The 26,919-nt window shown below is 72.2% G+C and carries 25 protein-coding genes and 1 pseudogene; 13 read left to right on the plus strand and 13 right to left on the minus strand.

Going from position 1 to position 26,919, the window contains the following annotated elements; all coding sequences use genetic code 11:
• Positions 1-15 precede the first annotated feature (15 nt).
• Positions 16-210: a hypothetical protein gene (locus M8J73_RS18900; protein WP_055541278.1), complete on the plus strand. Its 195-nt coding sequence runs from the start codon at positions 16-18 to the stop codon at positions 208-210.
• A gap of 101 nt (positions 211-311) precedes the next feature.
• Here M8J73_RS18900 and M8J73_RS18905 read toward each other — a convergent pair whose 3' ends face one another.
• Both M8J73_RS18905 and M8J73_RS18910 read right to left on the minus strand, forming a co-directional pair.
• Complete coding sequence (locus M8J73_RS18905) at positions 312-635, minus strand: hypothetical protein (RefSeq protein ID WP_157873274.1); 324 nt, start codon at positions 633-635, stop codon at positions 312-314.
• 201 nt (positions 636-836) lie between these two features.
• Positions 837-1,343: a hypothetical protein gene (locus M8J73_RS18910; protein WP_157873275.1), complete on the minus strand. Its 507-nt coding sequence runs from the start codon at positions 1,341-1,343 to the stop codon at positions 837-839.
• A gap of 102 nt (positions 1,344-1,445) precedes the next feature.
• Between M8J73_RS18910 and M8J73_RS18915 the strand changes: the two genes are divergently transcribed.
• Positions 1,446-1,928 (plus strand): HIT family protein, encoded by a 483-nt coding sequence (locus M8J73_RS18915; protein ID WP_055541281.1) that lies wholly within the window; start codon positions 1,446-1,448, stop codon positions 1,926-1,928.
• Here the strand turns inward: M8J73_RS18915 and M8J73_RS18920 are convergent.
• From M8J73_RS18920 to M8J73_RS18935, 4 genes are all read right to left on the minus strand, one after another.
• Positions 1,909-2,274, minus strand: a complete 366-nt coding sequence (locus M8J73_RS18920; RefSeq protein WP_055541282.1) for a DUF1330 domain-containing protein — start codon at positions 2,272-2,274, stop codon at positions 1,909-1,911. The two genes, M8J73_RS18915 and M8J73_RS18920, sit on opposite strands and share 20 nt — an antisense overlap.
• Before the next feature lie 238 nt (positions 2,275-2,512).
• Positions 2,513-3,109, minus strand: coding sequence for a 3'-5' exonuclease (locus M8J73_RS18925; RefSeq protein ID WP_249828840.1), 597 nt, complete (start codon positions 3,107-3,109; stop codon positions 2,513-2,515).
• A gap of 57 nt (positions 3,110-3,166) precedes the next feature.
• Complete coding sequence (locus M8J73_RS18930) at positions 3,167-4,621, minus strand: serine hydrolase domain-containing protein (protein ID WP_249828841.1); 1,455 nt, start codon at positions 4,619-4,621, stop codon at positions 3,167-3,169.
• A gap of 109 nt (positions 4,622-4,730) precedes the next feature.
• Positions 4,731-5,639: a DMT family transporter gene (locus M8J73_RS18935; protein WP_249828842.1), complete on the minus strand. Its 909-nt coding sequence runs from the start codon at positions 5,637-5,639 to the stop codon at positions 4,731-4,733.
• Positions 5,640-5,913: 274 nt separating this feature from the next.
• Between M8J73_RS18935 and M8J73_RS18940 the strand changes: the two genes are divergently transcribed.
• The gene (locus M8J73_RS18940) at positions 5,914-9,891 is read left to right on the plus strand and encodes a glycoside hydrolase family 2 TIM barrel-domain containing protein (RefSeq protein WP_055537477.1); all 3,978 of its coding nucleotides are present in this window, start codon (positions 5,914-5,916) and stop codon (positions 9,889-9,891) included.
• 218 nt (positions 9,892-10,109) lie between these two features.
• Here the strand turns inward: M8J73_RS18940 and M8J73_RS18945 are convergent, their stop codons facing one another.
• Complete coding sequence (locus M8J73_RS18945) at positions 10,110-10,682, minus strand: hypothetical protein (RefSeq protein WP_240501059.1); 573 nt, start codon at positions 10,680-10,682, stop codon at positions 10,110-10,112.
• A gap of 178 nt (positions 10,683-10,860) precedes the next feature.
• Here M8J73_RS18945 and M8J73_RS18950 point away from each other — a divergent pair, with 178 nt between their 5' ends.
• Complete coding sequence (locus M8J73_RS18950; protein ID WP_063799167.1) at positions 10,861-11,346, plus strand: DUF6174 domain-containing protein; 486 nt, start codon at positions 10,861-10,863, stop codon at positions 11,344-11,346.
• 7 nt (positions 11,347-11,353) lie between these two features.
• Here M8J73_RS18950 and M8J73_RS18955 read toward each other — a convergent pair whose 3' ends face one another.
• Positions 11,354-11,809, minus strand: coding sequence for a hypothetical protein (locus tag M8J73_RS18955; RefSeq protein ID WP_308408352.1), 456 nt, complete (start codon positions 11,807-11,809; stop codon positions 11,354-11,356).
• Positions 11,810-11,899: 90 nt separating this feature from the next.
• A complete protein-coding gene (locus M8J73_RS18960; protein WP_055537479.1) occupies positions 11,900-12,256 on the minus strand; it encodes a GtrA family protein in 357 nt (118 codons plus the stop codon).
• Positions 12,257-12,618: 362 nt separating this feature from the next.
• On the opposite strand from M8J73_RS18960, the gene M8J73_RS18965 reads away from it, so the two are divergent.
• On the plus strand, positions 12,619-13,374 hold the full coding sequence (locus tag M8J73_RS18965; protein ID WP_063799166.1) for a hypothetical protein: 756 nt from the start codon (positions 12,619-12,621) through the stop codon (positions 13,372-13,374).
• Positions 13,375-13,477: 103 nt separating this feature from the next.
• On the opposite strand, the gene M8J73_RS18970 is transcribed toward M8J73_RS18965, so the two are convergent.
• On the minus strand, positions 13,478-14,407 hold the full coding sequence (locus M8J73_RS18970) for an LAVTG motif-containing sortase-dependent surface protein (RefSeq protein ID WP_249828843.1): 930 nt from the start codon (positions 14,405-14,407) through the stop codon (positions 13,478-13,480).
• 477 nt (positions 14,408-14,884) lie between these two features.
• On the opposite strand from M8J73_RS18970, the gene M8J73_RS18975 reads away from it, so the two are divergent.
• The 5 genes and pseudogenes from M8J73_RS18975 (at position 14,885) to M8J73_RS18995 (ending at position 22,519) form a co-directional block, all read left to right on the plus strand.
• Entirely contained in the window at positions 14,885-15,853 is a 969-nt protein-coding gene (locus M8J73_RS18975) for an ATP-binding protein (protein ID WP_055540184.1), read from the plus strand.
• 89 nt (positions 15,854-15,942) lie between these two features.
• Complete coding sequence (locus M8J73_RS18980) at positions 15,943-16,335, plus strand: SCO5389 family protein (RefSeq protein WP_249828844.1); 393 nt, start codon at positions 15,943-15,945, stop codon at positions 16,333-16,335.
• Between the two features lie 324 nt (positions 16,336-16,659).
• Positions 16,660-16,983, plus strand: a pseudogene (locus M8J73_RS18985) (PAS domain S-box protein); the annotation flags it as partial.
• 1,935 nt (positions 16,984-18,918) lie between these two features.
• Entirely contained in the window at positions 18,919-20,964 is a 2,046-nt protein-coding gene (locus M8J73_RS18990) for a SpoIIE family protein phosphatase (RefSeq protein ID WP_372503977.1), read from the plus strand.
• 295 nt (positions 20,965-21,259) lie between these two features.
• Entirely contained in the window at positions 21,260-22,519 is a 1,260-nt protein-coding gene (locus tag M8J73_RS18995; RefSeq protein WP_240501705.1) for an SdrD B-like domain-containing protein, read from the plus strand.
• 188 nt (positions 22,520-22,707) lie between these two features.
• Here M8J73_RS18995 and M8J73_RS19000 read toward each other — a convergent pair whose 3' ends face one another.
• A complete protein-coding gene (locus tag M8J73_RS19000; RefSeq protein WP_055542356.1) occupies positions 22,708-23,481 on the minus strand; it encodes a hypothetical protein in 774 nt (257 codons plus the stop codon).
• A 195-nt stretch (positions 23,482-23,676) separates the two neighbouring features.
• Here M8J73_RS19000 and M8J73_RS19005 point away from each other — a divergent pair, with 195 nt between their 5' ends.
• Positions 23,677-24,027 carry a LuxR C-terminal-related transcriptional regulator gene (locus M8J73_RS19005; protein ID WP_055520293.1) on the plus strand — a complete coding sequence of 117 codons (351 nt, stop codon included), beginning with the start codon at positions 23,677-23,679 and terminating at the stop codon, positions 24,025-24,027.
• Between the two features lie 264 nt (positions 24,028-24,291).
• Here the strand turns inward: M8J73_RS19005 and M8J73_RS19010 are convergent, their stop codons facing one another.
• Together M8J73_RS19010 and M8J73_RS19015 are read right to left on the minus strand one after the other, a co-directional pair.
• Positions 24,292-24,732, minus strand: a complete 441-nt coding sequence (locus tag M8J73_RS19010) for a hypothetical protein (RefSeq protein WP_249828845.1) — start codon at positions 24,730-24,732, stop codon at positions 24,292-24,294.
• Between the two features lie 251 nt (positions 24,733-24,983).
• Positions 24,984-25,535 (minus strand): RICIN domain-containing protein, encoded by a 552-nt coding sequence (locus tag M8J73_RS19015; protein WP_240501567.1) that lies wholly within the window; start codon positions 25,533-25,535, stop codon positions 24,984-24,986.
• 158 nt (positions 25,536-25,693) lie between these two features.
• On the opposite strand from M8J73_RS19015, the gene M8J73_RS19020 reads away from it, so the two are divergent.
• Together M8J73_RS19020 and M8J73_RS19025 are read left to right on the plus strand one after the other, a co-directional pair.
• Positions 25,694-26,185 (plus strand): DUF3515 domain-containing protein, encoded by a 492-nt coding sequence (locus tag M8J73_RS19020; protein WP_055540859.1) that lies wholly within the window; start codon positions 25,694-25,696, stop codon positions 26,183-26,185.
• A gap of 140 nt (positions 26,186-26,325) precedes the next feature.
• Positions 26,326-26,919, plus strand: a complete 594-nt coding sequence (locus tag M8J73_RS19025) for a TlpA family protein disulfide reductase (protein WP_055540858.1) — start codon at positions 26,326-26,328, stop codon at positions 26,917-26,919.

Consider the following 26,919-nt stretch of genomic DNA (forward strand, 5'->3'; position numbering starts at 1 on the left):
AGAAGCGGAACAAGCATGACCGTGTTCATACTGTCCGGCGTCCTCGTACTCGTCATCGGTGGCTGCGTCTGTGTCTTCTGGGCCGCACGGGGCGGCCCCCGTTGGGTCCGCGCCGTCGCCACCGCGACCCTCGCCGTGGGTCAACTCCTCCGTGTCGTCGACCCCCTGCGCTCCTCGAACAGCAAGAGAGGCGACTCGCAGAGGGAATGAGACCCCGCCGGGCCGCACGAAGAAGCGGACGGCCACGGGGAGAGGTCCCGCGGCCGTCCGCCTGCGGACCGGGCGAGCCCGGCCCGCCCCGCGTCCTGGGATCAGCGGGTCTGGTAGTCGACCAGCGTCACGAAGTACCGCTGGGCCGCACCGCACGCCACGCTCGACTTCTTCTCGATGCCGACCCACGGGCCGTACGCGAAGTGGCTGCTGCCCGTCACGCCGTCCTCACAGGTGACCTTGACCCGCACCTGGCCGGTGCCCCGGTGGCAGATCGCGAACCCCGTGTTCTCGGTCGGCTTGCCGACCTGGCACCCCTGCGGCGTGGCGCTGGCGGCGGTCGCACCGGCGATCGGCGCGGCCACGGCGATACCGGCCAGCACCAGCGGTGTCATGCCGAGAGACGTCAACTTCCTGATATTCATGATGTGTTCCCCGTATCTCTGGGCCTGCGAGGCAGGCAGCCCGGGCCACCGGAAACGGGCCCGGGCATTGGTCACCGGGAAGCCAAGCAACATTCCTTGGACATGTCCACGACTTTTGACAAGCCTTGGCCTTGTCTAGACCTCACCCTCGGCAGGCTGACCGCCCGAACCGTGCTCGGGCCCGCCCGAACCGTGGCCGGTTCACTCCGGGAAGCAGCCGAACTCCTCGTCGTCCCGGTCGTCGTAGGCCGTCCGGGGCTCGGCGTCCGACTCGCCGAACACGACCTGCCCAGGGGCGAGTTGTTCGGGTCGGAAGGTGAGGAAGCCGGAGACCTGGTCGTCCGAGGCCATGTTGGTGCGCAGGGCGTAGGTGGTGCCGGGGTCCAGGGCGTCGGTGAGGGGCCGTTCGGTCGTGAAGCCGTCCGGGGCGGCGCCCAGTCGGATCCGCTGGGAGAGGGTCTTTCCGTCCGTCGCCCTGATGTGCCACAGCGTCCGCCCGGGGTCGTCTACGGTGCTGGAGTCGTTCCACTCGTAGAGCGCGGCCTCGGTGATCCCGTCGTCCTTCGCGGCCGGGCAGTCCCGCCAGGCGAGCGTGGGCTCCGCCGCGGTGCCCGTGACGAAGAGGGGATCGTACTCGGCGCCGCAGGCCGTCAGGAGGGGCGCGAGCGCCACAACCGCCGCCACGCGCACCACTGTTCCCCGTTTCATGGCGCGGAGTCTATGAGGGGACACGGGCACCGTCGGCCCCACGCGACGTATCGAAGCGGTACCGGACAGATCACACGGCACCCTCGGATAAGGTCACCGATCATGGCTGAGAACTGGCGACGTGATCGGATCGGAAGCGCCCTTCGCGGCGAGAACCCCACCGTGCTGCGCAGACTGGACGCCGGGTTCGCGGTGATCGGCGACGTGCAGTTCCTGCCGGGATACGCCGTCCTGCTCGTCGACGACCCCGCCGTGACGCGGCTCTCGGAGCTGCCGAGGGCGCGGCGGCTCGCGTTCCTGTCGGACATGGAACGGCTCGGCGAGGCCGTCGAGCGGGCCTGCGGGCGCCTCGACCCCGCGTTCCGGCGGGTCAACCTGGAGATCCTCGGCAACACCGACCCGTTTCTGCACGCGCATGTGTGGCCGCGCTACGCGTGGGAGCCGGCCGAGTCGGTGGGGCGCCCGGTGTGGCTCTACCCGCCGGAGCACTGGGCCGACCCGAGCCACGCGCTCGGGTCCCGCCACGACGCCTTGCGTGCGGGTATCGCGGAGGAGCTGGACCGCCTCACGGGCGCGGCGGCGTGACGTCGGCGGGCAGTGCCTCCCGCATGGCCTTGGCCGTGACCGCCGGGTCGTAGTCCGCGGGGACGCCCTCGACCATGACGATGTCGCCCTCGATGTGCCGGGAGCGCAGCGGGGCGATCTCCTGGTAGGCCGGTGAGTCCCACCAGGCCCGCGCTTCCTCGATCGAGGGGAAGCCGATCATCACGACGTGGCCCGGCCAGGTGCCCTCCTTCACCTCGTGCGGCGTGGCATGGACGAGGAAGCGTCCGCCGTACGGCTCGAAGGTGCCGGGGATCCGCTCGATGTACTCGGCGATGTCCGGGTGCGGGGCGGCGTCACGCAGGTGGGCGATGACGTAGGCGGTCATGGCGTCGGGGGTCCTTTCGGTCGGTGGAGCTCAGTGGGGGCCCTTGTCCGAGGTTCGGGGTCCCGGGGGCCGAGGGTCCCGTGGTCCGGTAGCCCGGCAGTCCGGTCCTCCGCAGGCCCGGGGGTCCGCTGGTCCCGCCGTCGGCCCCCGTACGGAGAGCCTGTCAGCCGGCCCCCGGAGGCGTCGATTACCCGCCGGGTAATGCCCCGGCCGCCCAGCCGAGCCCCCCGACCGCCCCCTACAGCAGCCCGACTGGCAGTGCGGCCCCCGCCCCCGCCAGGTGTCGCAGTGCCGCCGCGATCGAGTGGCAGTCGAAGAGTGCCGAGTGTTCCGCGCCCTCGGAGGCCGGGCGCGGCAGGCCCAGCACCTCCCACAGGCGGCCCGAGTTGATGCCCGCCGTCACCGGGGCGACCGTGTTGACCCACGGGCGGATGTTGAGGAAGCCGGGGGTGAGGGGCGTGTGCTTGATGTGCTCCCCCCGGGAGCGGGCCCAGCCGATGTTCTCGCCGAGGACCAGCATGTCGTTGCCGTACGAGAGGACGGACCGGCCCTGGCAGAAGGCCAGGAAGTCGCTGAGGGCCTCGGCCGGGGGCACGCCGTCCCGGTCCACCGACTCCTGGTCGATGCCGGTGAGTTCGGTGAAGAAGGGGGACAGCTCGGGGTTCGCCACCGGGCGGACCAGCGTCTCGTACTGCTCCACCACCGCGTACCGCTCGTCCAGCCGCAGCGCCCCGATCTGCACGATCTCGCGGAGCTGGCCGGGAGCCGACCAGTCCTGCGCGGCGGCCCCCGGCCAGGTCGTGAACTCCAGGTCGAAGATGACGAAGGTGGGCAAGGCGGCACTCTCCCGGTGAGGCGTGGGCGGATCAGCCTACCCACCCCCCGGAAGGCGTCAGTTCGGGACGGGAGCGGCCGGGCTCACCACCTGACCCCCGGTGGAGAGGTCCACGCCGACCAGCCCGTCGGGAAGCACCCGCTCCCCGCCCGCCACCCCGGACGACGACCCCGACGACCCCGACGGCTTCGACGGCTTCGACGGCTTCGACTCCGTGCCCGCCTCCTCACCCGTGCCCGAACCCGTGCCCGATCCCGTACCCGCCCCGGCCCCGGCGTCCGCCCCCGGCGTGTCGCACAGCGCCGTCGAGAGATGGACGTTGAGCGCCTCGTCGATCGGGCTGGGCTCCAGCTCCGTGCCCTCCTCGTTCAGGCGCTGGTACTTCATCAGGTTGAAGCCCAGGCTGAGCTGGCGTTCGCCGTCGGCGCGGGTGAGGCTGATCGTTCCGGCGCCGAACACCCCGCCGTCGTGGCCCCAGAAGCGGCCGCAGCCGGGGAAGTCCAGGGTGTAGATGCCGAGGCCGTAGTCGATGGCGACGCCGGGGCCGACGCTCACCGGGACCGTGCGCTTCATCTCCGCCAGGGAGGCCCGGCCGATCAGCTTCCCGGTGAGCAGCTTGGCGTAGAAGCGGTTGAGGTCGTCCATCGTGGAGGTGAGGGCGCCGGCGGTGTAGCCCCAGGACATGTCGTAGACGCTGTAGTCGCGCGGCGGGTCGATGAGGCCGAAGAACGACTCGTACATCTTCGAATGCGGACCCTTGATGTACGGGGTGCGCGGGAACGCGGTGTGGTGCAGCCCGGCGCGGTCGAAGACGTGGCGGGTGAGGTACGTGGCCGCCGTCTGACCCGTGACCTTCTCCAGGATGAGGCCGGCGACGACGTAGTTGGTGTTGGAGTACGAGCCGGGCTGCGCGCCGGGGCTGCCGGTGGCGGGCGCGGCGAGGCCCAGGCGGACGAGTTCCCGTGGCCGTATCGTGCGGAAGCGGTGCTCGTCGATGCTGGCGGTGGAGTTGCGGGCGAGGGAGGGGAAGGCGCCGAGGACGTAGTCGCCGAGGTGGCTGGTGTGGTTGAGCAGCATCCGGACGGTGATCGCGTCACCGCGCTGCCGGTCGGCGCCGGGGAAGAGGTCCGGCACATACCGGGTGACCGGGGCGTCGAGGCTGATCCGCCCCTTCTCCACCTGCTGGAGGATCGCCACCGCGGTGAACGTCTTGCTGATGCTGCCGATGCGGTGCCGCATGTTCGGGGTGACCTTGCGGCCGGTGTCCACGTCGGCGAGTCCGGAGGCGCCCTTCCAGCGGTCGCGGCCCTCGCGCACGGCGGAGTACGCGCCGTACATGCCCGCCTCGTGGAAGGCGTCGAGCGTGCCGCGCAGCGCGGTGCGATCCAGGGCGTCACGGGCGGCGGACCGGGTGGGGGCCGCGGCGGTGCCGTCGGCGGACGCCGTGGGCACGGCGGTGAACAGCAGCAGGGTGGTCCCCACGGCTGAGCCCACAAGTCGCTTGATACGCATGGCTGTTCCTCCCCGTTTACGGCTCTCGATGTCCTGAGTGTCGCCGGGACCGGTGAGGGTCACATCCATCCTCTGGACGATCACCTTCACAGAGGTGCCGTGACATCTGTCATGACGGACCGTCAGCCTGCTGCCGCGGCACCGCGTCCTCCGCCTCCCCGAACCGGGCCAGCGCCACGCCCCCTGCCACACACGCCACGAACCCGGCGGCCGCCAGGGCGCCGTACCCGTGCCGGGTGGTGTCGCCGAGCCACAGCACCCCGAACAGGCCCGGCCAGACGGTCTCGCAGATCACCATCGCCGCCGTGGCCGCCGTGACGGAGCCGGACTGGAGGGCCTGGACGAGCAGGAGATAGCCGCCGAGACCGGAGACGACCACGGCGTACGCCACGGGCTCGGCCAGGACGGCGGGCACGGACAGCTCCGGCAGCAGCCGGACGGCGGTCGCGGTCAGCCCGAAGCTGATGCCCGCCGCGGCGCCCAGGACGACGGCCCGGCCCCGCCGCAGCCGTCCGCCCACGAACCAGCCGAGCGCCACCACCAGCAGCGACACCGCCAGCGCCGTCACCCGCAGCGCCTCGTCACCGTCGCCGTCACCCTCGCGGCCCGCCGACACGGCCAGCGTGGCGAGTCCCAGACACACCACCGCCACGGCCGTCCACTCGCCGCGCCTCAGCCGCAGCCCGAGGACGAACGTCCCGACGACCGCCGTGATCGCCAGGGACGCCGCGACCGCCGCCTCGACCAGGAACAGCGGCACCAGCAGCAACGCCCCCACCTGCGCCCCGAACCCGGCCGTGTCCAGCCCGGCCCCGAGCAGGAATGGCCACCCCCGCAGCACCGCCACGACCGTCCCCCACCGCCCCCGCGCCCCACCACCGGAACCTGCACCGGCACCGGCGTCCGTGGTCGCCCCGGTGTCGGCCTTCGCCGTCCGTCTCGACCCCAGCGCCTGGAACACCGTCGCCGTACCCATGCACACCGCAGCGCACAGCGCCAACGCCAGACCTGCCACCATCCGGGCACCGTAACGGCGCGACGGCCCCCCGCCCCGGCGACACCCGCCGGACCCACCCGCACGGGTGCCGCCCCATCACCTCGCTCTTTCCTCCCCCTCCACCGCACCCTCCCCCACCCCACTCACCCCCAGGACCACACAGAGTCCGACAGACTCATTGCTCCACTTCTGTTCGAAGTCCTACTGTGAGCGCGGTTTTTCAACAACAACGGACAGCAACCGACGGTCCTCAGTACGCGCACTCCCCCAAGTCGTCACGAGGAAGGCCCCGGTCATGCAGCACCCGCACCCTGGCGCCCACGCGGACCCGTCCGCGCGCCCCGCAGTCAGCCGCCGCCGTCTCCTGGAGGGCGGCGCCGTGCTCCTCGGCGGCCTCGCCATGCCCGACAGCGTCGCCCGGGCCGCGGCCCGCACCGCGACGACGGGGGCCGCCACCACCACGGCCACCACCGCGGCCGCGGTCACGGTCGACGGCACCGAGTGGAACGGCGACATCGCCCTGTTCCAGGTCGGCGCCGAGCCGCCCCACACGACCCTCATGCCGTACGCGGACGTCAGACAGGCCCTCAAGGCCGACCGCACCGACTCCCCGTACCGTCTCAGCCTCGACGGCCGGTGGAAGTTCGCGTACGCGGACCGGCCGGACGACCGGGACGAGGACTTCTACCGCACCGACGTCGACGACAGCGGCTGGGACACCATCCCCGTGCCGTCCTGCTGGCAGAACCACGGCTACGACTTCCCGATCTACGTCAACATCACCTACCCGTGGTGGGGCCCGAACGGTCTCGGCGAGGAGGCGCAGCCACCGGCCGCGCCGACCCGGTACAACCCGATCGGGCAGTACCGGCGCCGGTTCACACTCCCGAAGAACTGGACGGCGGACGGCCGCCGGACCTTCCTCCACTTCGAGGGCGTCAAGTCGGCGCACTACGTGTGGATCAACGGCGAGCTGGTCGGCTACCACGAGGACTCGTACGACCCGGCCGAGTACGACATCACCGATCATCTGAGGCCGGGGACCAACCAGATCGCCGTCGAGGTGTACCGCTACTCGGACGGCGACTGGCTGGAGGACCAGGACATGATCCGGCTGAGCGGCATCTTCCGCTCGGTCTACCTCTTCAACACCCCGGCCGTGCACCTGCGCGACTTCAAGCTGGACACCCCGATCCGCGACGGCTACAAGGCCGCCGACCTGTCGGTCACGGCGAGCGTCCGCGCCTACGGAAAGGGCACCGGCAAGGGCGCGTACTCCGTGGAGACGCAGCTCTACGACGCGCGCGGGCACGCCGTCTGGTCGCGGCCCCTCGTGCGGCCGGTCGATCTGTCCGCGGCCCCGGCCGGCGAGGACGTCACCGTCAGCGCGAGCAAGGCGGTGCCGGACCCGGTGCTCTGGTCGGCAGAGCGGCCGACCCTCTACACGGCGGTGCTGCGGCTGCGGGACGCGCGCGGCAAGGTCGTCGAGACGCTGTCGCACCGCGTAGGTCTGCGCGAGTTCGCCCTGAAGGACGGGCTGATGCGGATCAACGGCAAGCCGGTGTCGTTCCGGGGCACCAACCGGCACGAGATGCACCCGGACCGGGGCATGGCGCTGACCCGCGCCGACCTGGAGCGGGACATGCGGCTCGCCAAGCGGTTGAACATCAACACGATCCGCACCTCCCACTACCCCAACAACCCGCTGTGGCTGGAGCTGGCCGACGAGTACGGGCTGTACCTCGTCGACGAGACGAACCTGGAGACGCACGGCATCCGCGACCAGTACCCGGGCAACCACGCCGACTGGACGAAGGCGTGCGTGGCCCGCGCCCAGGCCATGGTGCACCGCGACAAGAACCACGCCTCGGTCGTCATCTGGTCCCTCGGCAACGAGGCGGGCGGCGGCAGCACCTTCGTCGCCATGCACGACTGGATCCGCTCCTACGACCCGACACGCGTCGTCCAGTACGAGGGCGACGACCGGCCGACGATCAGCCAGATCAGGTCGGAGATGTACGACAGCCCGCAGCGGGTCGAGCAGCGCGCGAAGGACACCTCGGACACCCGCCCGTACGTGATGATCGAGTACTCGCACTCCATGGGGAACTCGACCGGCAACTTCAAGAAGTACTGGGACCTCGTACGCCGCTACGACGTCCTCCAGGGCGGCTGGATCTGGGACTTCATCGACCAGTCACTGACGACGCCGGTGCCGGTGCGGAAGATCTTCACGGACTCCGGGCCGAACGGCCTGAAGGGCGAACTCCTCACCGCCGCCGGGCGCTTCGACCGCGACAAGGGCGTCTTCGGCGCGACCGCCTTCGAGCGTGACGATGCCGTGGACCTGACGGGGTCGCTGACCCTGGAGGCGTGGTTCACCCCGCACGTCCCCTTCAGCCACCAGCCGATCCTCGCCAAGGGCGACACGCAGTACGCGCTGAAGCAGACGAACCGGAGCGTCGAGTTCTTCATCCACGGCGGCGGCCAGTGGGTCAGCGCGAGCTGGAACGTGCCGGACGAGGGCTGGACCGGGCGCGAGCACCATGTCGCGGGCGTCTTCGACGCGGACGCCGGTTCCCTCACCCTGTACGTCGACGGCGAGGCGAAGGCGACCCGCACCACCACGCGGCGCCCCGGCAGCAACACCGCGCCGCTGACGCTCGCCACCGATGTGGACAACCCGACGCGGGAGTTCAACGGGACGATACGGCGGGCCCGGGTGTACGCACGGGCCCTCAGCGCGGCGGAGCTGGCCTCCGACGGGCGGGGCCCGGAGGACGAGGGGGTGCGCTTCTGGTTCGACGCGGCCACCGTGAGGGTGACGGAGAAGAAGCCGAAGGAGCGCACGTTCCTCGCGTACGGCGGTGACTGGGGCGACAACCCCAACGACGGCGCCTTCGTCGCGGACGGCATCCTCACCGCCGACCGCCGCCTCACCGGGAAGTCCGCCGAGGTCAAGCAGATCTATCAGGCCATCAACGCGGCCCCGGCGTCCGGCGGCACCCTCGCCCAGGGAGCGGCGGTCACCCTCACCAACGAAAACCTGTTCACCAACTTGCGGTCCTACGACGGCCACTGGTCACTGGTGGCCGACGGCGAGGTGGTCCAGCACGGCCGCCTCACCCGGACCCAGCTGAACGTCGCCCCGCTCTCCAGCAAGGACATCACCGTCCCCTTCCGTCTGCCGTCCTCCCCGGCGCCCGGCACCGAGTACTTCCTCCAGCTCTCCTTCACCACCAGGGAACCCACCCCTTGGGCGAAGGCGGGCTTCGAGGTGGCCAAGCAGCAGCTGCCTGTCAAGGCCGCGGTCCCCGCGGTGAAGCCCACCCGGCTGGCGAGCGTGCCGGCCCTGCGCCACGAGGAGACCGCCGGGAAGGTCATCGTCAGGGGCCGGAACTTCTCCGTGACCGTCGACAAGGCCGACGGCCTGCTCACCTCGTACGAGGCGCACGGCACCCGGCTCCTCGACTCCGGTGCCGTGCCGAACTTCTGGCGGGCGCCGACGGACAACGACCGGGGCAACGGCCACCACACCCGCAACCAGACCTGGCGGGACGCGGGCGCCCGGCGCAAGGTGACGGATGTGACGGTACGGGTCCTCGGCACCGACAGGGCCGTTCAGGTGAAGGTCGGCGGCACCCTGCCGACGGCCACCGAGTCGACGTACACGACCACGTACACGGTGTTCGGGAACGGGGAGATCAAGGTCGACAACACCCTGCACCCGGGGGCGTCGTCCCTGCCGTACATCCCGGAGGTGGGCACCCTGCTCCTGTTGCCCCGCCGGCTGGACCGGCTGCACTACTACGGCCGGGGGCCGGAGGAGAACCACTGGGACCGCAACGACGCCACCGACGTCGGCCGCTATTCGGGTTCGGTCGCCGGGCAGTGGACGCCGTACATCCGCCCCCAGGAGAACGGCAACAAGACCGACGTCCGCTGGGCCGCGCTCACCGACCGTGCTGGTGCCGGTCTCCTCGTCTCCGCCGAGCCCGGCTCCCTGCTGGAGGTCAACGCGTCGCACTTCACCCCGGAGGACCTCTCCTCGGGTGTGCGCCACGACTACCAGCTGACGCCCCGTGACGCCGTCGTCCTGCGCGTCAACCACCGCCAGATGGGGGTGGGCGGCGACAACAGCTGGGGCGCCCACACGCACGACGAGTACAAGCTGTTCGCCGACCGCGACTACGCCTACACCTACCGGCTGCGGCCGCTGCGGGACGTGGACGCGGCGACGGGGGCCGCGCGGAAGTGGACGGCCACCGAGTAGAAGGGCCGTGAACGGCACGAGCCCCGTCCCGCTGACCGCGGGACGGGGCTCGTAGTGGAGCGCCGGGCAGGCCTTGCACCTGCATTTCCCCACAGGAAGTGGGGCGTCTTTCCTTAGACGACCAACGCATTGAGTGCTTTTCCGGTGATCCGGTGAGCGGCTCGTGCACCACCATAGCGGATCTTCGCGGGCCCCGCGAACCGGTGGCCGACGGCCCCTCAGAGCAGCTCCGCCTGGGGCGCGTACTCCACTCTGATGTACCGGGCGTTCCGCTCGCCGAAGGCCGCCCGGAGGATCGGTTCGGCCGTCTCGGGGTCGTCGACGCCGACGAGGACGTGCCCCCTGCCGTCCTGTCCGACCTCGCGGAGCTGGAAGGTGCCGTCCCAGCGGGTCATGTCCTCGCTGATGCGGTCGGCCAGGGCGGTGAGGTCGGCCTCGTTGACGTCCGTGTCGTACAGCCGGACCGTGACGCCCTTCTCGGCGGTGGAGCAGACGGCTGCGTCGAGGGACGCTGAGGGCATGCGGTAGATGCTCACGCCGGAGCCCTCCTCGTCGACCTCCAAGCCGGTGAAGACGTCGGCGTAGCGGCCCTGGGTCAGCCTGTCCAGGTGGTTCAGCGTTCGCTCCAGCGGGGTGTCCTCGGGGCTGCCGTGTCCCGCGAGACTGCCCTCCGGCCGAGTGCCCCGGCACTCCGTCGCCGGTGACGACACGTCCTCCACGGTCTGCGCCCCCGCACTCGACCCCTGCAACGCCGCCAGCGCGAGCACGGCACCGGCCGCGGAGGTACCCACTCGCGCCCTCATCCGCCTGTCCATACGTCCCTCCGGCCCCCGGGGCGGCCGCCCGCGCGGCCGCTGTCCCCCCTGGGACGGAGGAAGCGGCAGAAACGTTCGGCGCACCGGGGGCGGAGCGAACGTTTCCCGTCCCCGCCCCGTCACAGGGGGGAACGACTCACCAAGGGGGCTCTCCATGTCGAAGACGCGTATCAGCAGGCCGGTCGCGGTCGTCCTGGCCGTGGGGGTGTCGGGGGTGGTGGCAGCGTGCGGGAGCGAGTCGGCCGGGTCGTCCTCGGGGGCGGCGTCCACGCGGCCGACGTGGCGGGAGCCCGCCTCCTACACGTACACGCTCACGTCGAGCGAGGGCGAGCGGTCCCTGCTCGGGACGTTCGAGGTGACCGTGGTGGACGGGAAGGTGACGAAGGCCGTCGGGACCGACGAGGACTCACGGCGCGTGGCACGGGAGGCCGACGGCCGGGTGCCTACCATCGGGCAGCTGCTGGCGGAGGCGGACGCGGCCAGGGGCGAGGACGCCGACGTGGTGGACGTCGACCACACGGCGGACGGCCGGCCCACGCGTATCTCCGTGGACTGGGACGAGGACGCGATCGACGACGAGGCGGTGTACGACATCAGCGACTACCGGCCGTCGGACGCGCCGGGCCGGGACGGCCGGTGAGCCGCGGTCACGACGCGCTCGGACCCGGGCCGCCCGTCCTGCCGTAGGTGCTCAGGTCCTTGACCGTGCCGCCGACCTTCTTCCGCAGCGGCTCCAGCACCTCCTCCTTCGCGGAGATGGCCCAGCGCGGGCCGACCAGCTTCTTGCCGCCGTAGATGGCGGCGGAGTCCAGCCAGACCTGGAGGAGTTCCTCCTTGGGGAACGTGGTGATGAGGTAGTCGCCGGCCTTGGTGTGGCAGACGCCCTCGCGGAGCTCCTCCGCCTCGGTGCGGATCTTGACCTCGCACCCGGTGAGCGAGGCGAGCACCTCGACCTTGGCGGGGGCCACCACCTCGGCCACCCTGCCGGCGTCGTCCGCCGCCTTCTTGGCGGACCTGTCCCCGTCACCGCCGCCGCACCCCGCCACCAGGGGCAGCACCGCCAGGCCGGCCGCCAGCGTGACTTCGCGCGTCAGCTTCCTCACCACGTGCCGTACTCCGTTCCGCGTGCTTGGTACCGGTCTGCTTCCTGCCGCGTGGGCTCCCCTTCCGTACGTATACGGGTGCCGGAACGCTCAGCGCGGGCCCGGCGACATGATGGTGCGGGAGACGAGGAACGTCACCGGGACCGCCACCCCGGACACGAGGAGCGGGGCGAGGCGATGGCCCTGGTGGAGCACGTCGACGACGACATAGACGCCCGCGGTGGTGATCAGGAAGTTCGTGGCGTTGCCCAGCGGGAAGAGCAGGAACTTCCGGAGCGTCGGGCGGGTGCGGTAGGTGAACCGGGCGTTGAGGAAGAAGGAGCCCGTCATGCTGAGCGCGAAGGCGACCAGGTGGGCGGTCAGATAGGGGACGACGGCCAGGAGGAGCAGGTAGAGGCCGTAGTAGGTGGCCGTGTTGAGCACGCCGATCACGGCGAAGGTGAGCAGCTGCGCCGCGAGCGGTCGCGGCGCACGCGCCGACCGGGCGGGACGCGCCGGCCGGGCGGGACGCTCCTCGGGGGACGCCGCGGCGTGCGCCCGCACGCGTGGCGCCGCGTGGGTCACGGGGCCCGGTCCTCGGTCGTGCTGCACGGCTGGGGGCCCTCCGTCGGTACGTCTGTCGTGCCGGTGCCCCGGCGATGGACTCCACCGTGACACCGCGCCGGCGCCGACGCGTACTACATCAGGGCCGGACGGACGGTCGTTTCGGGTGATTTCCCTCTCATCGCCCGGTTCTGCTGGGACGGTTGGGGCCCGAGCTGTCCGCCGGGCCTCGGCGGACGGACGACCGATGTGGGGGTACCACGCACGTGCGCATCCGTTCGATAGCCGCCGTCTTCACCGGCGCCCTGACCCTGTCGGCCCTCCTGACCCCGGCTTCCCACGCCGCCGGCTACGGGGACACGACGATCACCGATGTCGTCGTCAACGGCGGGGCCGAACTCGCGCTGGGGCCCAAGTCGCCCAAGACCTTCAAGGTGAGCGTCACGGCGCAGGACGACTCCGGGATCAAGGAGATGAAGCTGCGCGTGACGCTGTCGGGCTACGTCTACAGGTCGTCGGACCGCGGTCTCACCTGCGCCGCGAAGACCGCCACGACCTCCACCTGCACCGGCTCCTGGACGGTCGACACGAGCAATGTCTCCAGCAACGACGCGGCCGACGACCACTGGTACGTCGAGACCAATGCGACCGCGAAGGACGGGGACTGGTTCGACTCGGACCGGGCCGGAACCTTCACCGTGCGCCGACTCGCCAGGCTGACGGCGGACGCGGGCCCCGAACCGGTGGGCAGGAACGCGCCGCTCACCGTGACCGGCAAGCTGAGCCGCGCCGACTGGAAGGCCCGCACGTACGCCGGTTACTCCGGCCGTTCGGTGAACCTCCAGTTCCGCGAGGCGGGCACCTCCACGTACAAGACCGTGAAGAAGGTGACCAGCGGCGCCGGCGGCGCCCTGAGGACCACGGTCCACCCCACCGCCGACGGCTACTGGCGCTGGACCTTCACCGGCACCAGTACGACCTCCACCGCCAAGGCGGGCGGCGACTACGTCGACGTGCGCTGAACGCCGGGCGCCCGGCCCCCTCCGGGCGGAAGGGGCCGGGCGCCGTCGGACGTCACCGCGTCACGCATGACGGACGGTCCGCGGGCCGCCGGCAGGCCGGGGCTCAGGCGCCCGTGCGGCCCGCCGACTTGCGGCGCGTCACCACGAAGATGACACCGCCCGCCGCGACCAGGCCGGCCGCGCCGAGCGCGAGCGGGATCGCGTTGCCGCCACCGGTCTCGGCGAGGTCGCCGGAGCCGCCGTTGGGGCTGGGGGTGGAGTCGGGGGTGTCCGCCGGGGTCTTCGGGGACTCGGAGGGCGACGGGTTGTCGTCCGCCGGGGGCTTCTCGTCCGTCGGGGGCTTCTCGTCGGTCGGCGGCTTCTCGTCCGTGGGCGGCTTCTCGTCGGCCGGGGGCTTCTCCTCCTCCGCCGGGGGCTGCTCCTCGGTGGGCTCGCAGTACTTCGAGCCGCCGTTCCAGGCCGCGATCAGCTTGTCCTTGATGACCGGACGGTCGGGGCCCTTGGGGACGTCGCCGTGCTCGAAGCCGTCGGCCGCGTCCAGCTTGCCGTCGAACTTCACCTTGCCGCGGTAGAGGTCGATCTGGGCGTAGCAGCCCGCGTCCGGGACCGCGATGTCCAGGGTGTCCGTGCCGCCCCGCTTCACCGTGACGGTGTCGAAGTCGACGAAGACCTGCTCGCCGGAGGTGGCGAAGGTCGGGCCGTGGGCGAGGTAGGAGGCCAGGGAGACCGTGCAGGTCGTGGCGTCGGCGGCGGCGCGGACCGTGATGTGGACCTTGCCGTCCTCGGTGGGCTTGAGGTTCTGGTCGTCGAGCTTGACCCAGTCGGCGAACTTCACGCCGTCCAGGGAGAACTCGCAGCGGTCGGTCTCGGTGGCCGTGCCCGCGCCCTGGCCGGGGGCGTAGCTCTTCTCACCCCAGCCGTCGCCGCCGGGGCCGGTGGCCCAGGCGGAGCCGGAGGCGGCGGCGGTCAGGGCGAGGGCGGCTGCGCCCGTGCCGAGCAGACGGCGCATGGTGACACGTCTCGCTATGGACATGCAGATCCCATTCTCGAGCTTGGCGGTGCGAGACCCCGGGCACGGCAGCGGGCGCACGACGGCACAGGGCAGCACCGGGGTCACCGGGGCCGTGCCGGGGTGTGAGGTCGTCGAAGAGACACCGGGCCCACTGGTCGCATGAGCCACAGAGTGAGCACATCGTTTACCACCGAGTAGGGGCTGTCAACCTCGGGAAATGGGAGGTCACTTGGGCCCGTGCGGAGATGTGCGCACGGAGGGCACACATTCGGGACACATGGGGAATCCCGCACTCCGGTGGTGCCACGGGCTCCCCATGAACCCCCCGCCGGCTGCCCACCGGCGCGCAAAGTCTTCACCAACGCGTGCCACCCGACGGGGGAGCGGCGTGGCGGAATTTGACAACGTCCGAGCCGCTCCCGACTCTACGTTCATGACATCCATTTTCATTTGCGGTGCCGTGTCCGTCGCACGCTCCGCCGAACGGGGTGGCCGTCCGTGCGTGTCGCCTTCGTAGGGAAGGGCGGCAGCGGCAAGACGACGCTGTCCGCGCTCTTCGCCCGCCATCTCGCCCGGAGCGGCGCCCCGCTCGTGGCGATCGACGGGGACATCAACCAGCATCTGGCGCACGCGCTCGGCCTCGACGAGGACGAGACGTTCGGCGCCCCGCCGCTCAGCTCCCGCACCGGTGAGATCAAGGACCACCTGCGCGGCGACAACCCGCGGATCGTCTCCCGTGAGGCCATGGTCAAGACGACGCCGCCCGGCCGGGGTTCGCGTCTGCTGCGGCTGCTCGGCGACGACGAGGTCCACGGCACGCACGTCCGCGAGGTCGACGGTGTCCCGCTGATGGTCACCGGCGCCTTCGACGAGAGCGACCTCGGTGTCGCCTGCTACCACTCCAAGCTCGGCGCGGTGGAGCTGTACCTCAACCACCTCGTCGACGGCCCCGGCGAGTACGTCGTCGTCGACATGACCGCCGGCGCCGACGCCTTCGCCTCCGGGCTGTTCACCCGGTTCGACATGACGTTCCTGGTCGTGGAGCCGACCCGGAAGAGCGTGTCGGTGTACCGGCAGTACCAGGAGCACGCCGCCGAGTTCGGCATCCCGGTCGCCGTCGTCGGCAACAAGGTCACCGGCGAGGACGACCTCCTCTTCCTCAAGGAGCACGTCGGCGACGACCTGCTCGCGCACTGCGTGCAGTCCTCCTATGTCCGCGCACAGGAACAGGGCCGCGAGCACGGCGAGTTGGAGCCCCACAACCGGCGGACCCTCGACGCGCTCAAGGCCGCCGTCGACGCCCGCACGAAGGACTGGGCCACCTTCCAGCGGCACGCCGTCGAGTTCCACCTCCGCAACGCGGCGGCCTGGGCGAACGCGGCGACCGGCCACGACCTCTCGGCCCAGGTGGACCCGGAGTTCCGCCACGGCCCGGAGGCCCTGACGAGGCCCACGGCACGCACCTGACCGAACCCAAGCCGCCAGCCGCTCTCTCCCCCTCTCTCTCCTCTCTCCCCCCGCACGCCCACAGAACAAGAACAAGAACAGGAACAGCCATGTCGCTCGACGTCTCCCCGCAGTTGCTCGCCGACGCAGAGAAGGGCGAGGTGCGGGAGGAGGAGTTCGTGGAGACGGTGCGTACGTCGCTGCCGTACGCGTACGACCTGATCGCCTCCCTCGTCGGTGAACTGCACGCGGGCAGCACGGAGTTCGCCGACAACCAGACACCCCCGCCGTCGGAGAAGGAGCGCGGGCAGCTGCTGCGGGCGCTGTCCAGCGACGCGATCAGGGGCAGCCTGGAGCGGCACTTCGGGGTGGCGCTCGCCTTCCAGAACTGCCACCGGGTGGCGGTGTTCCCGGCGGAGGCGCGCGGCGGGGCGACGTACAGGAAGTTCACGTCGCTGCGGTCGCAGATCCTCAACCAGTCGCCGGAGTTCCGCGACTGCTGACGCCCGCACCGCGTCCCTGAACTGGGCCGACCGCCCCCTCCGCCCCCCTCTCGCGGAGGGGGCGGTCGGCTCGACACGCAGGAGCGCAGGGGGCGTACGGGGGCGCATTACCGGCGTACGGCCGCACGGTCGGCGGGGGCGGGGGCGGAGGCGCCCTCGGCTCGGTGGCGTTCGCGCGTACGACTTCGTCCCGTTCCCGCCCGATCCGGCGCCGTGCGGGTCGCAGCCCGGCTCCTGTGCCGCGGCTGTCCGCGCGCTGTGGTGCGACGCCGGGTGAATCGGGCCGTCACAAGTTGGCCTGTTCGCGATCACACAAGGTGAATAATGGGTTCAGAGGGCGTCTCAGCGACAGAGAGGGTCGCCGTGGGGACCGACAGGGACAGTGCAGTCACCCGTCAGCGCTTCGACGTGGCCGACGCCGCGCCGCTGCTCATCGACGCGGACGGGATCGTGACGAGCTGGACCCGGGACGCCGAGCGGCTCTTCGGGTACCCGGCCGCCGAGATCCTGGGCCGCAGCGTCCGTACGCTCCTGAACCCCGAGGACGGCGCCCGCATCGCCCACTTGGCCGACACGCACCGCGCCCGCGGCGGCTGGTCCGGCATCCTCACCGCCCGCCACCGGGACGGCCACGACATCCGAGTGATGGTCCGCGTGGTCCCGGCCTGCGAGGCCCCGACGGGGGAGACCGCCGGGGTGCTGGGGACGAGCCCCGGGGGTGGGGACGCCGGCGGGGGGAGCGGGGGCCGGCCCGCCGGTGGCGAGCGGGGGGCCGCCAGTGCCGGGGGACTGGGCGTCAGCGTCAGTGCCGGGGGACTGGCTGTCGGTGGCGAGGGAGTTGGCGTCGGTGGCGGGGGTCAAGACGCCGGCGGCGGGGGCGCAGCCGGGAACGCCGAGGGCCTGACTGCTGGCCGGGAGGGCCGAGCCGCCGGTGAATGGGGCGGAGCCGCGAGCGCTGCGGGCGGGGTTACGGGTCCTGGGGGCGCCGCCGCGAGCGCCGGAGGCGGAGCCACGAGCGCTGAGCACTTGGGCGCCGGCGTCGACGTAGGCGGGGCCGCCGGTGGTGAGGGGCTGGCCGCGGAGCGTGGTGCTGCGGAGGCGGGAAGGCCGGATGTCGCCGCCGACAGGGGCGAACGGCGAGGCATTCCCGCCGAGACGAGCAGGCCACGCGTCACCGCGAGGGCCGACGCCGGATCGGGCCAGGCAGACCGGGTGACACCGACCGGGCAGGACAGGACCACCGGCGAGTCCAGGACCACCGGCCAGGACAAGTCAGCCGACCAGAACCAGCCGCCGGGGCACGGCCACCGGACACCCGCACCCGCACCCGGCCAGGACCAGCCAACCGGGCACGGCCACCGGACATCCTCACCCGGCCAGAACCAGCCAACCGGACACAGCCACCAGACGCCTACACCCGGCCGCTCCCAGCCCCTCGCCGGCAGCGACCGCAGTCGGCCGGCCCACGACCGAGCCGAGCCACACCGCCCGACGACGGATCACACCACCCCGGCCGTGCCGAACCCTCCGGCGACCGACGACACGACTCCGGCCGATCCGGCCGGGGCCGGGGGCCACACCATCCCGGCCGAACCGGCCAACCCGGCCGCGGGCCACTCCATCCCTGCCGAACCGGCCAATCCGGCCGCGGGCCACACGGCCCAGACCTACCCGGCAGCCGACCGGACTGCCACCACCTACCCGGCCCAGTCGGCAGCCGCCCACTCCACCCCGGCCGAACCGACCAACCCGGCAGCCGACCACACAACCCCCGCTGATCCGGTTGGCCCGGCGGACGAGAGGGTGCGCCGGGAGCAGGCGGTCCGGCCCGTTGCCGAGCCGGTTGAGCCCGCTGATCCCGGGCCGGCGTCGTGGCGGTCGGCTGCGGTTCCCGTGCGGCCCGCTCCCTCGGGCACGCCGCGCCCGACCGGTGCTGCTGGAGGCCGCTTCGGTCCTCCGCCCTCGCCACCGCAAGCCGAAGCCGGACGGTCACGGGAGACCACGCCCCGACCGGGGCCGCGGCCCGCCCAGGCCACACCCCGCCCGACGGAACCGCCCCACCCCCCGACGAACCCCACGCCACGGCCCACACCGCCGACCGCGTCGCCCACTCACGGCACCGGACACCCACCCACGGGCCCCTCCCCCGAGTACCCGCGCCCGACCGCCCAGCCTTCGCACGCCACCCCACGCCCCACCGCGAGCCCCGCCCCCGAAGCGCCCCACCCAGTCGCCCAGCCCCCTCACGGCACCTCGTACACACCCACCGACCCGTCGCACCAGGCCCCGCGCTCCACACCCCAGCCCGCGCCCGGCACCCCACGCGCAACCACCCCGGAGTCCCCGCGCCCGGCTTCCCACCCCTCGCCCACCACCCCGGCCCCCCAGACCCCGCACCCCACACCCCAACCCCCACACGCCACCCCACGCCCCAACCCCGAAACCCCCCGCCCCGCAACGCAGACCTCCCCCGCCGACGCCCTCCTGGAAGGCACCAGCGCCGCCTCCGCCCACCCCGACCCCCTTCGGCACGCTCACTGGATCGCTCTTGTGTCCGATGCGACCGAGGCGCCCGGGTGGGACATGAGTCGGACCGTGTTGGAGCGGATGACCGCGCGGTCGCCGATCGGGATCGCGATCGTGGACACGGACCTGCGGTTCGTGTGGTCCAACGCCGCGCTGGAGCGGTTCGGCGGTGGCCGGGCGTACGAGCGGGTGGGGCTGCGGCTCGCCGAGGTGCAGCCGGGGCTGGACGCGGACCGCATCGAGGCCCAGATGCGCAAGGTCCTGGAGACCGGCGTCCCCGTGCTCGACTACGAGCACATCGGCCGGGTCAGGTCCGCACCGCACCGCGAGACCGCGCACGCGATGTCGTTCACCCGCCTGGAGGACGATCACGGTCGCCCCATCGGCGTCTACTACACCGTGATGGACGTGTCGGACCGCCACCGCGCCCGCACCCGCCTCGCCCTGCTGGACCGGGCCGGTGAGCACATCGGCCGCACCCTCGACGTCCGCCGGACCACCCAGGAGCTGGCCGACGTCGTCGTCCCGGCGCTCGCCGACTTCGTCACCGTGGACCTCCTGGACTCCGTGCTGCGCGGCGCCGAGCCCGGCCCCCTCGGCGACGGCTCCGTCCCGCTGCGCCGCACCGGACAGCAGTCCGTGCGCCCCGGAGTGCCGGAGGCCGTCGTGGAGATCGGCGCCGTCGCCTCGTACGCGGCCGGCTCACCCCCCGTGCGCGCGCTGGTCAGCGGACGGTCGTGGTCGGAGCCGAGGCGGGACCCGACGTCGGCGGGGTGGGCGAAGGCCGTCCCCGGCGGCCGGGAGCTGCCCGCCGACGCGCTGGGCCTGCACAGCGTGATGATCGTGCCGATCCGGGCCCGCGGCATCACCCTCGGCATCACCACGTTCTTCCGCCGCGACCGCCAGGACCCCTTCGACGCCGTCGACCTGGGCCTCGCCGAGGAGATCGTCAGCCGGGCCGCCGTCTGTATCGACAACGCCCGCCGCTACACACGGGAGCGGGACGCCGCGCTCGTCCTCCAGCGCAGCCTGCTGCCGCGCCGGCTGCCCGACCAGGACGCCGCCGAGGTCGCCGTCCGCTACCGGCCCGCCGACGAACTCACCGGCGTCGGCGGCGACTGGTACGACGTCATCCCGCTCTCCGGCGCCCGCCTCGCCCTCGTCGTCGGCGAGGTCGCGGGCCACGGCATCGACGGCGCCGCCGCCATGGGCCGCCTCCGTACGGCCGTCCGCACCCTCGCCGACCTCGATCTGCCGCCGGACGAGGTGCTCGCCCACCTCGACGACATGGTCGCCAAGTCGGCCCGGCAGGAGGGCGAGGAGGGCGGGGGCAGCGTCGAGACGGTCGGGGCGCGCTGTCTGTACGTCGTCCACGACCCGGTGTCCGGCACCTGCGCCATGGCCACCGCCGGCCACCCGGCCCCGGCCCTGGTCGCCCCCGACGGCACGGTCACCCGCCCCGCACTGCCCGAGGGCCCGCCCCTCGGCGTCGACGGGCAGCCCTTCGAGGCCGTGGAGCTGGAGCTCCCCGAGGGCACCGTCCTCGCCCTGCACACCGACGGCCTCCTCGCCGAGGCCACCCCGGACGCGCTGTGCCGTGCCCTCGCCCGGCCCGAGCCGTCCCTCGACCGGCGCGCGCAGCGCGTCCTCGACGCGCTCGCCCCGGCCCGCCCCACCGACGACGTGGCCCTCCTCCTCGCCCGCACCCGGCGGCTGCCCGCCCACCGGGTTGCCTCCTGGGAGATCCCCGCCGACCCGGCGCTCGTCGCGGAGGCCCGCAAGACCACGGCCCGGCAGCTGGGCGTGTGGGGCCTGGACGAGCTGGCGTTCACCACCGAACTCGTCGTCAGTGAACTCGTCACCAACGCCATCCGGCATGCCGCCGGGCCCATCCGGCTCCGTCTCATCCTCGAACGCACCCTGATCTGCGAGGTGTTCGACGGCGGGGCGACCGCGCCGCATCTGCGGCACCCGCGCACCACCGACGAGGGCGGCCGCGGTCTGTTCCTCATCGCCCAGTTCACACAGCGCTGGGGCACCCGTTTCCTCCCCGACGGCAAGGTCATCTGGGCGGAGCAGTCCCTGGCCGGCCCGCTGGGGTGAGGGGTACCTCCGTGCCGTACTCCGGGTGGGGGCGTCGCCGCCGGGGCGGACGGGTGAACCGGGACGGGAGGGCGCTGCCCTGTCGTCCGTTCCCGCGCGGGTCACGTGCGCCCGGCCGGGGTCCGTGCCCCGTTCAGCCCGATTAGCGGCTCTCCGCGCTTCGTATGAATGCAGAGCCGACGTCGGGCACCGGGCTCCGTCGCCTCGGCGCGGACCAGGAACGGGCGGGCAGCGGCGAATGCGAGACGTGGTGCGGCGAAGAACACGGGGACGGTGTGCGGGCCTGGTGCTCGCCGTGGCAGCGGCCCTGATGGTCGTCCCGGTCACCGGGACGGCGGCGGGTGCTACGGCGAGGGGCGCCACAGTGGTGGGCGCCACGGCGGACGCGGCGACGACAGGTTCCGCGACGACACGTGCCCCGGCGCGTGGTGACGGCACGGTGACCGTGCGGGTCGTCGAGGAGGTCGACGCCGACGGGCTGTACGACCGTCCGACGGAGAAGGGCATGCCGGGTGTGCTGGTCACGCTGACCGACGACCACGGCACCGTGCTGACCAGGACGACGGACGCCGACGGGACCGCCTCGTTCCGTCCGGCGGGGTCCCCGCTGCGGGGCGGCCGGTACCGCGTCCAGGCCCACAACCCCGACCTCGCCAACCTGCACCCGGCCCTCGCGGGCCACGGGGACGGCCCGGACGTCATCCGCAGCCCCATCGGGTTCGTCGACGTCTCCGACGCCCGCGACACCACCTACACCACCGGCTTCTGGGCGCCCGGTGTCCACCGCAGGGAGCACGCCGAGCCGGGGCCGGAGGGCCGCCGCGGGGCGCCCGTGCAGATCGGCGACCGCGTCTGGTTCGACACCGACGGCAACGGCGTCCAGAACCCGTCCGAACCACCGGTGCCGGGTGTGCGGGTCACGTTCGACCCGACGTCGTCCGGACCGAGCCTCACCACGACCACGGACGCCGACGGGGAGTACTACGTCGGCACGGCGCAGGGCCTGCGGCCCGACACCACCTACCGGGTCTCCTTCGATCACGGGGGCGTCGATCCGAGCGGGCTGCCGGGGCGGCCGGGCGCCGCCGACCTGACGTGGACGGCGCGGGAGGCCGGGTCCCACCGGCTCATCGACTCGGACGTCGACGTGTCCGGCCGGAGCACGGTGTACGTCGGTGAACCCGGCTATGTGAACCACACGGTCGACGCCGGTCTCACCAAGGCGCTGCGGCTGACGCTCGCGAAGGCCGACGCGGAGACGCGGCGGCCGCTGGCCGGCGCGGTGCTCGGCCTGTGGGAGGACAGCAACGGGACGCCCGGACTCCAGCGGCTCGGACCGGGCGGGGACCGGCTCGTCGGCGACTGCGTGACGTCGAGCACCGGCCGCTGCTCGTTCGGGTCGCTGCCCGCCGGCACGTACTACCTGATGGAGACCGGTGTCCCCGAGGGCTACGTCCTGCCGGCCGAGCCGGTCACCGGTCCGTACGCCCTCACCCCGAAGAACGCCTCCCGGGGCACGGGCCTGCTCGTCCGCCTCGACGCCGAACGCGGGTGAAGCCGTGCGGGGGCGGGAAGAAGCGCGCGGAGCGCCGAGGCGGTGCGGCCTCGGGCGCGCGACACGGCACCCCCGGATGGGATCGGCCCTGACCAGGGGCCTGAGGGTGCCGTGCGCGTCCCGGAGGGTGGGGCTCCCGGGGGAAGGATGGGAGCCACTTCCCCCGGGAGAGTGAGGGAGACCGGACGTCAGCCGTGGATCAGCTGGGCGGTCCAGGTCTTGGTGTGACCGGTGACGGCCTGGTCCTTGACGACGGCCTTGCCGACGGCCTGGACGCGCGGCGTGGCCTTCCACGTGACGTCGGCGCGGGCGATGCCCTTGACGGCGACCTTGACCGCGCCACCCTTGATCGCGTACGCGGCGTTGACGTTGGTGACCTGGGCCTGGGCGCGGGCGTTGCGCTGGACCTTGCCCTTGACGACCTCGTAGCGGAGGGTCAGCTTCTCGGTGGTGACCGGGATGTTGAAGATCTTCTCGGTCGCGCTGTAGGTCACCAGGTGACCGCCCTTTAGGCCGCCCTTCGAGGACACGTTGTGGACGAACTTGACGTCCGCGTTGTACGAGGTGACCTTGGTCACCGGGATGTTGAGGGGGCCGTTGAGCTGCTTGAAGAGGGACCCGTAGACCTTGCCGTCCTGGAGGTACCCCACGAACTTGGCCTTCTTGGCGGCCGGCAGCGCGGAGAAGCTCTTGAGGGTGCTCTTGGCCTCGGGCGTCTTCTGGGCCTTGAGGTAGGCGACGTAGCTGCCGACCGTCAGCTTCGCCGGCAGCTTCCCGGCGGCCTGGTCGGCGACCGTCTGTACGCCCTGCTGCGGGCCGAACTCGGCGGCGGACGCGGCCGGCGCCAGCACGGCGACGGCGGCGGCTCCCGCGACGGCTGCGGCGGTGAGGCGGCGCGTGGTGAAGCGGCTGTGCACAGTGATCTCCCCGTTGATGGTGTGCCGTTGGGTGGTGCGTGACAACGAGCTTAGGGATCAGCGGAGTTGGCCAAAATTGTCCCTTCGGGCAGTGACCTTGGGGGATCCCCTCACTGTGACGTGGCCGTGTCATTACAGGGTTCTTCTTGGCAGTAGCGGACGCTAAGTTGGAGGGAGATCGCCGCCGCACCCGGGGCACGGGGCTCTGTCGGGAAAAGCGGCATCGGGAAGGACAGACCCATGACCAAGAGGTCTGACGTAGGAGACACCGCGTGCGCCTACCGGCGCACGGGAGCCGACCCGGTTCGGGACATCAGCAGGCTCAAGACGCTGACGGACCGGGAGAAGGAAGTCCTGCTTCTGCTGGGGACGGGCCTGGGCAACCGTCAGCTCGCCCGTGAACTCGGGATCGCCGAGCGGACGGTGAAAGCGCATGTCGCCCGAATAGTGGAGAAACTGCAGCAGGAGACCCGGCTTCAGGTCGCGGTGCTCTCCGTCCTCGCCCATGAGCTGCTGTGCGCCGACCCCCGGTGCGCATGCGGCTCGGCCGCGCCGCTGTCGTCCCGACTCGTCGGGGCATCCGCGGTCTGAGCGTCGGCCGCGACCGGCCCAGCGCCCTCGACCACACCTCCCCCAGGGCGTTGCACGGCGTGGATTTGACGTTCACTTGTGGAAATTTTGACTCTCCACAGCGGGAGAGATCAATCAACTCAACAGCAACGGAAACGACTTACGGGGTGAATATGAATATGCGTCGCATGTCCGAAGCCATACCTGTCGCGGCCAGACCCGGACCGGGGTCCGGCACGCGGAACTGACCTGTGGGTGGGGGCTCGCCGAAGGGCGGGCCCCCGCTCAGGTCCGGATCATCCGGCCGGACGGCGCCGTCGGCACGAGGCGGTCGTAGCCCCAGGCGCTCAGGCCCATCGCCATCACGAACTGAAGGTCCAGCAGGGCGACGGTCATCATCACGAAGGCCCAGTCGACCGACTCCGCGAGACCGGACCCGCCCCACACCCCGCCCAGCACCGCGCACACCAGCACCAGGAACGCGTAGACCGAGACATCGATGGTCGCGGTGCGCCAGCGCGAGAGCGCCGGGAGCGCCTTCCGTACGACGGTCAGCACGGCGACGGCCAGGGGAGGGAAGAGCAGCCCGCCCCCGGCGATCAACCCGATCCCGAGGTCGGAGGGGGAGAAACCCGCGCCCACCTGCACCACGAGCGCGCCCCACAGCCAGGAGGGCAGGGTGACCAGGGCGGCGTATCCGGCCGCTCGGCTCCACGGTGTCAGCATGCAGGCGCTCCTCGGATCCCCGTCGCCCCCGGCGGTCGACCGGCGGCGGTCCCCGCCGTGGTCGGCCGGCGGGGGACGACAGGAGTCTCTCAGCCGGTGCCCCGCCCGCACGGGCCGGGTGTCCACGCGTCGGCCCCCGGGCCGGTCGGGGGTCCGGCACCACGGGTGCGGCGAACGGCCTGCTCACCCCCTCGGGCGAGCAGGCCGTTCGCCGTGTCCCCCGCCGCTGTCGGCGGGATCCGCGGGAGAGGTCAGGACAGACCCCACTCCTGCTTCTTTCGCGCGGCGTCCGAGCTGCCGGACGGCGTGATCGTGATCTTCGTGCCGGACGCGTCGCGGCCGGCGGTGATCACCTTGTTGGCGAGCTTGCTGTAGATCTTGCTGCCGCCGAGGGCCCACTGCTGGCCCTTGGACTTGTTGCAGCTCGACTGCTTGACCTGGGTGTTCGTCGCGGCCGACGCCACGGACAGGCACTTCTTCGAGTGCTTGTTCTTGATCACGAACAGCCGGGTCTGGTTCGGCTTGTTGTTGTTGATCCACACGAGGTCCCACCGCTGGGTGGTCGCCGTCCTCGAACAGCCGCGCAGCTTCAGCACGGCCGCGTTGCCCTTGGCGTTGTCCATCGACAGGCACATGCCGCTCTTGCCCCACACCTTCTCCAGGCGCACGTTGCCGTAGCCCTTCGGAATGGTGTCCTGCGCCGCCGTGGAGGCCGCCGATGCCGGAATCGCCCCGCCCGCCAGCAGCGCACCCGCGACACCCGCGAGCACCAGGCCCTTCGCGCCGTTCTTCACCAGGACCACGTCCCCTTCGCAATCGCGTACTCGGATCACCTTGAGCCTAGATTCCCGCTGGTGAGAGGGGTATTGGCTCTTGGGGCACTGCCCCAAGGTGCAACGTGTCACCGCGGCTTCCCCGGCCCGCCGGAAGGGCCCGCGAGCGTCCGCCGTACGATCGCGTCATGCTCCGCCGTACCCGTATCGCCCTCCTGGCCACCGGCGCCGTGGCGCTCGTCACCGCCGCCACGGTCACGGTGCGGGTGCTCGGCGAGCCCACCTACAGCTTCGCCGCCGCCCCCCGCGCCGGGGATCCCGCCTGCGCCCGGGTCAGCGCGCAGTACCCGGACCGGCTGGCCGGGCTGGACCGGGCGGACACCGGGACGAAGGGCGCCGCCGTGTGGGGCGACGGGGCGATCGTCGTGCGCTGCGGGTTCCCCAGGCCCAGGCCCACCGAAGACCCCTGCACCCAGGTGGACGGCGTGGACTGGGTGTGGCGCGCGGACGAGCGGCGCGAGGGCCGGCAGCTGCTGATCACCTACGGCCGGGAGCCCGCCGTCGAGGTCCAGGTGGCCGCCGACCGGGCCGCCACCGACGCGGTCCTGGTCGGCCTGTCCGGCATCGTGAAGCCGATCGAACAGAGCGGCGAGTGCCTGTCCCTGGCGGACACCCCGTAGCGAACGGACACGGCGTGGCGAACGGACACCCGGTGGCGGCCGCTGCCCGGCCCCTTCCGCCGAGCCCCCGCCGAGGGGGTCCTAGGGTGGAGGGCGGGTCCGGCCGGTCGGTGGAGCCGGGGCAGGGAGTAGGGACGCAGGTGGCGACGAAGAGGATCTCGCGGGCGGTCGTGTGCGCGATCGCGGCCGGTGTCGTGCTCTCCGGCTGCACGACGACGAAGACGCTCCGGACCGACGAGGCCGGGGCCGGGCAGTCCGACCGGTCGGAGGGGTCGGTACTCAGGCGCGTCCCGGCGGCCCAGCGCGAGGACGCGCCGGACTTCTCCGGCACCACCGTCGACGGCCGCCCGATCCGGCTCTCCGACTACCGGGGCGACGTCGTCGTGGTGAACGCCTGGGCCCCCTGGTGCGGGCCCTGCCGCGCCGAGTCACCGGCGCTGGACAAGGCGCAGCGGGAGTTGAAGGAGCAGGGCGTGCGGGTGCTGGGGGTGAGCTACGACGCGGGCCGGAAGAACTCCCTCGCCTTCCAGAAGGAGCTGGGGCTGTCCTACCCGAGCCTGCACGACCCGGGCGGGAGGCAGTTCCTGAAGCTGCCGCGCGGCCTGGTGAACCCGCAGCTCCTCCCCTTCACCCTCTACATCGACCGCGAGGGCCGGATCGCCGGGGCGACCCAGACCCCCGTGACCACGGACGACGTACGGAACGCCGTCACGCCGATCCTGAAGGAGAAGTAG

Source organism: Streptomyces neyagawaensis (genome assembly GCF_023516595.1).
GTDB classification, from domain to species: domain Bacteria; phylum Actinomycetota; class Actinomycetes; order Streptomycetales; family Streptomycetaceae; genus Streptomyces; species Streptomyces neyagawaensis.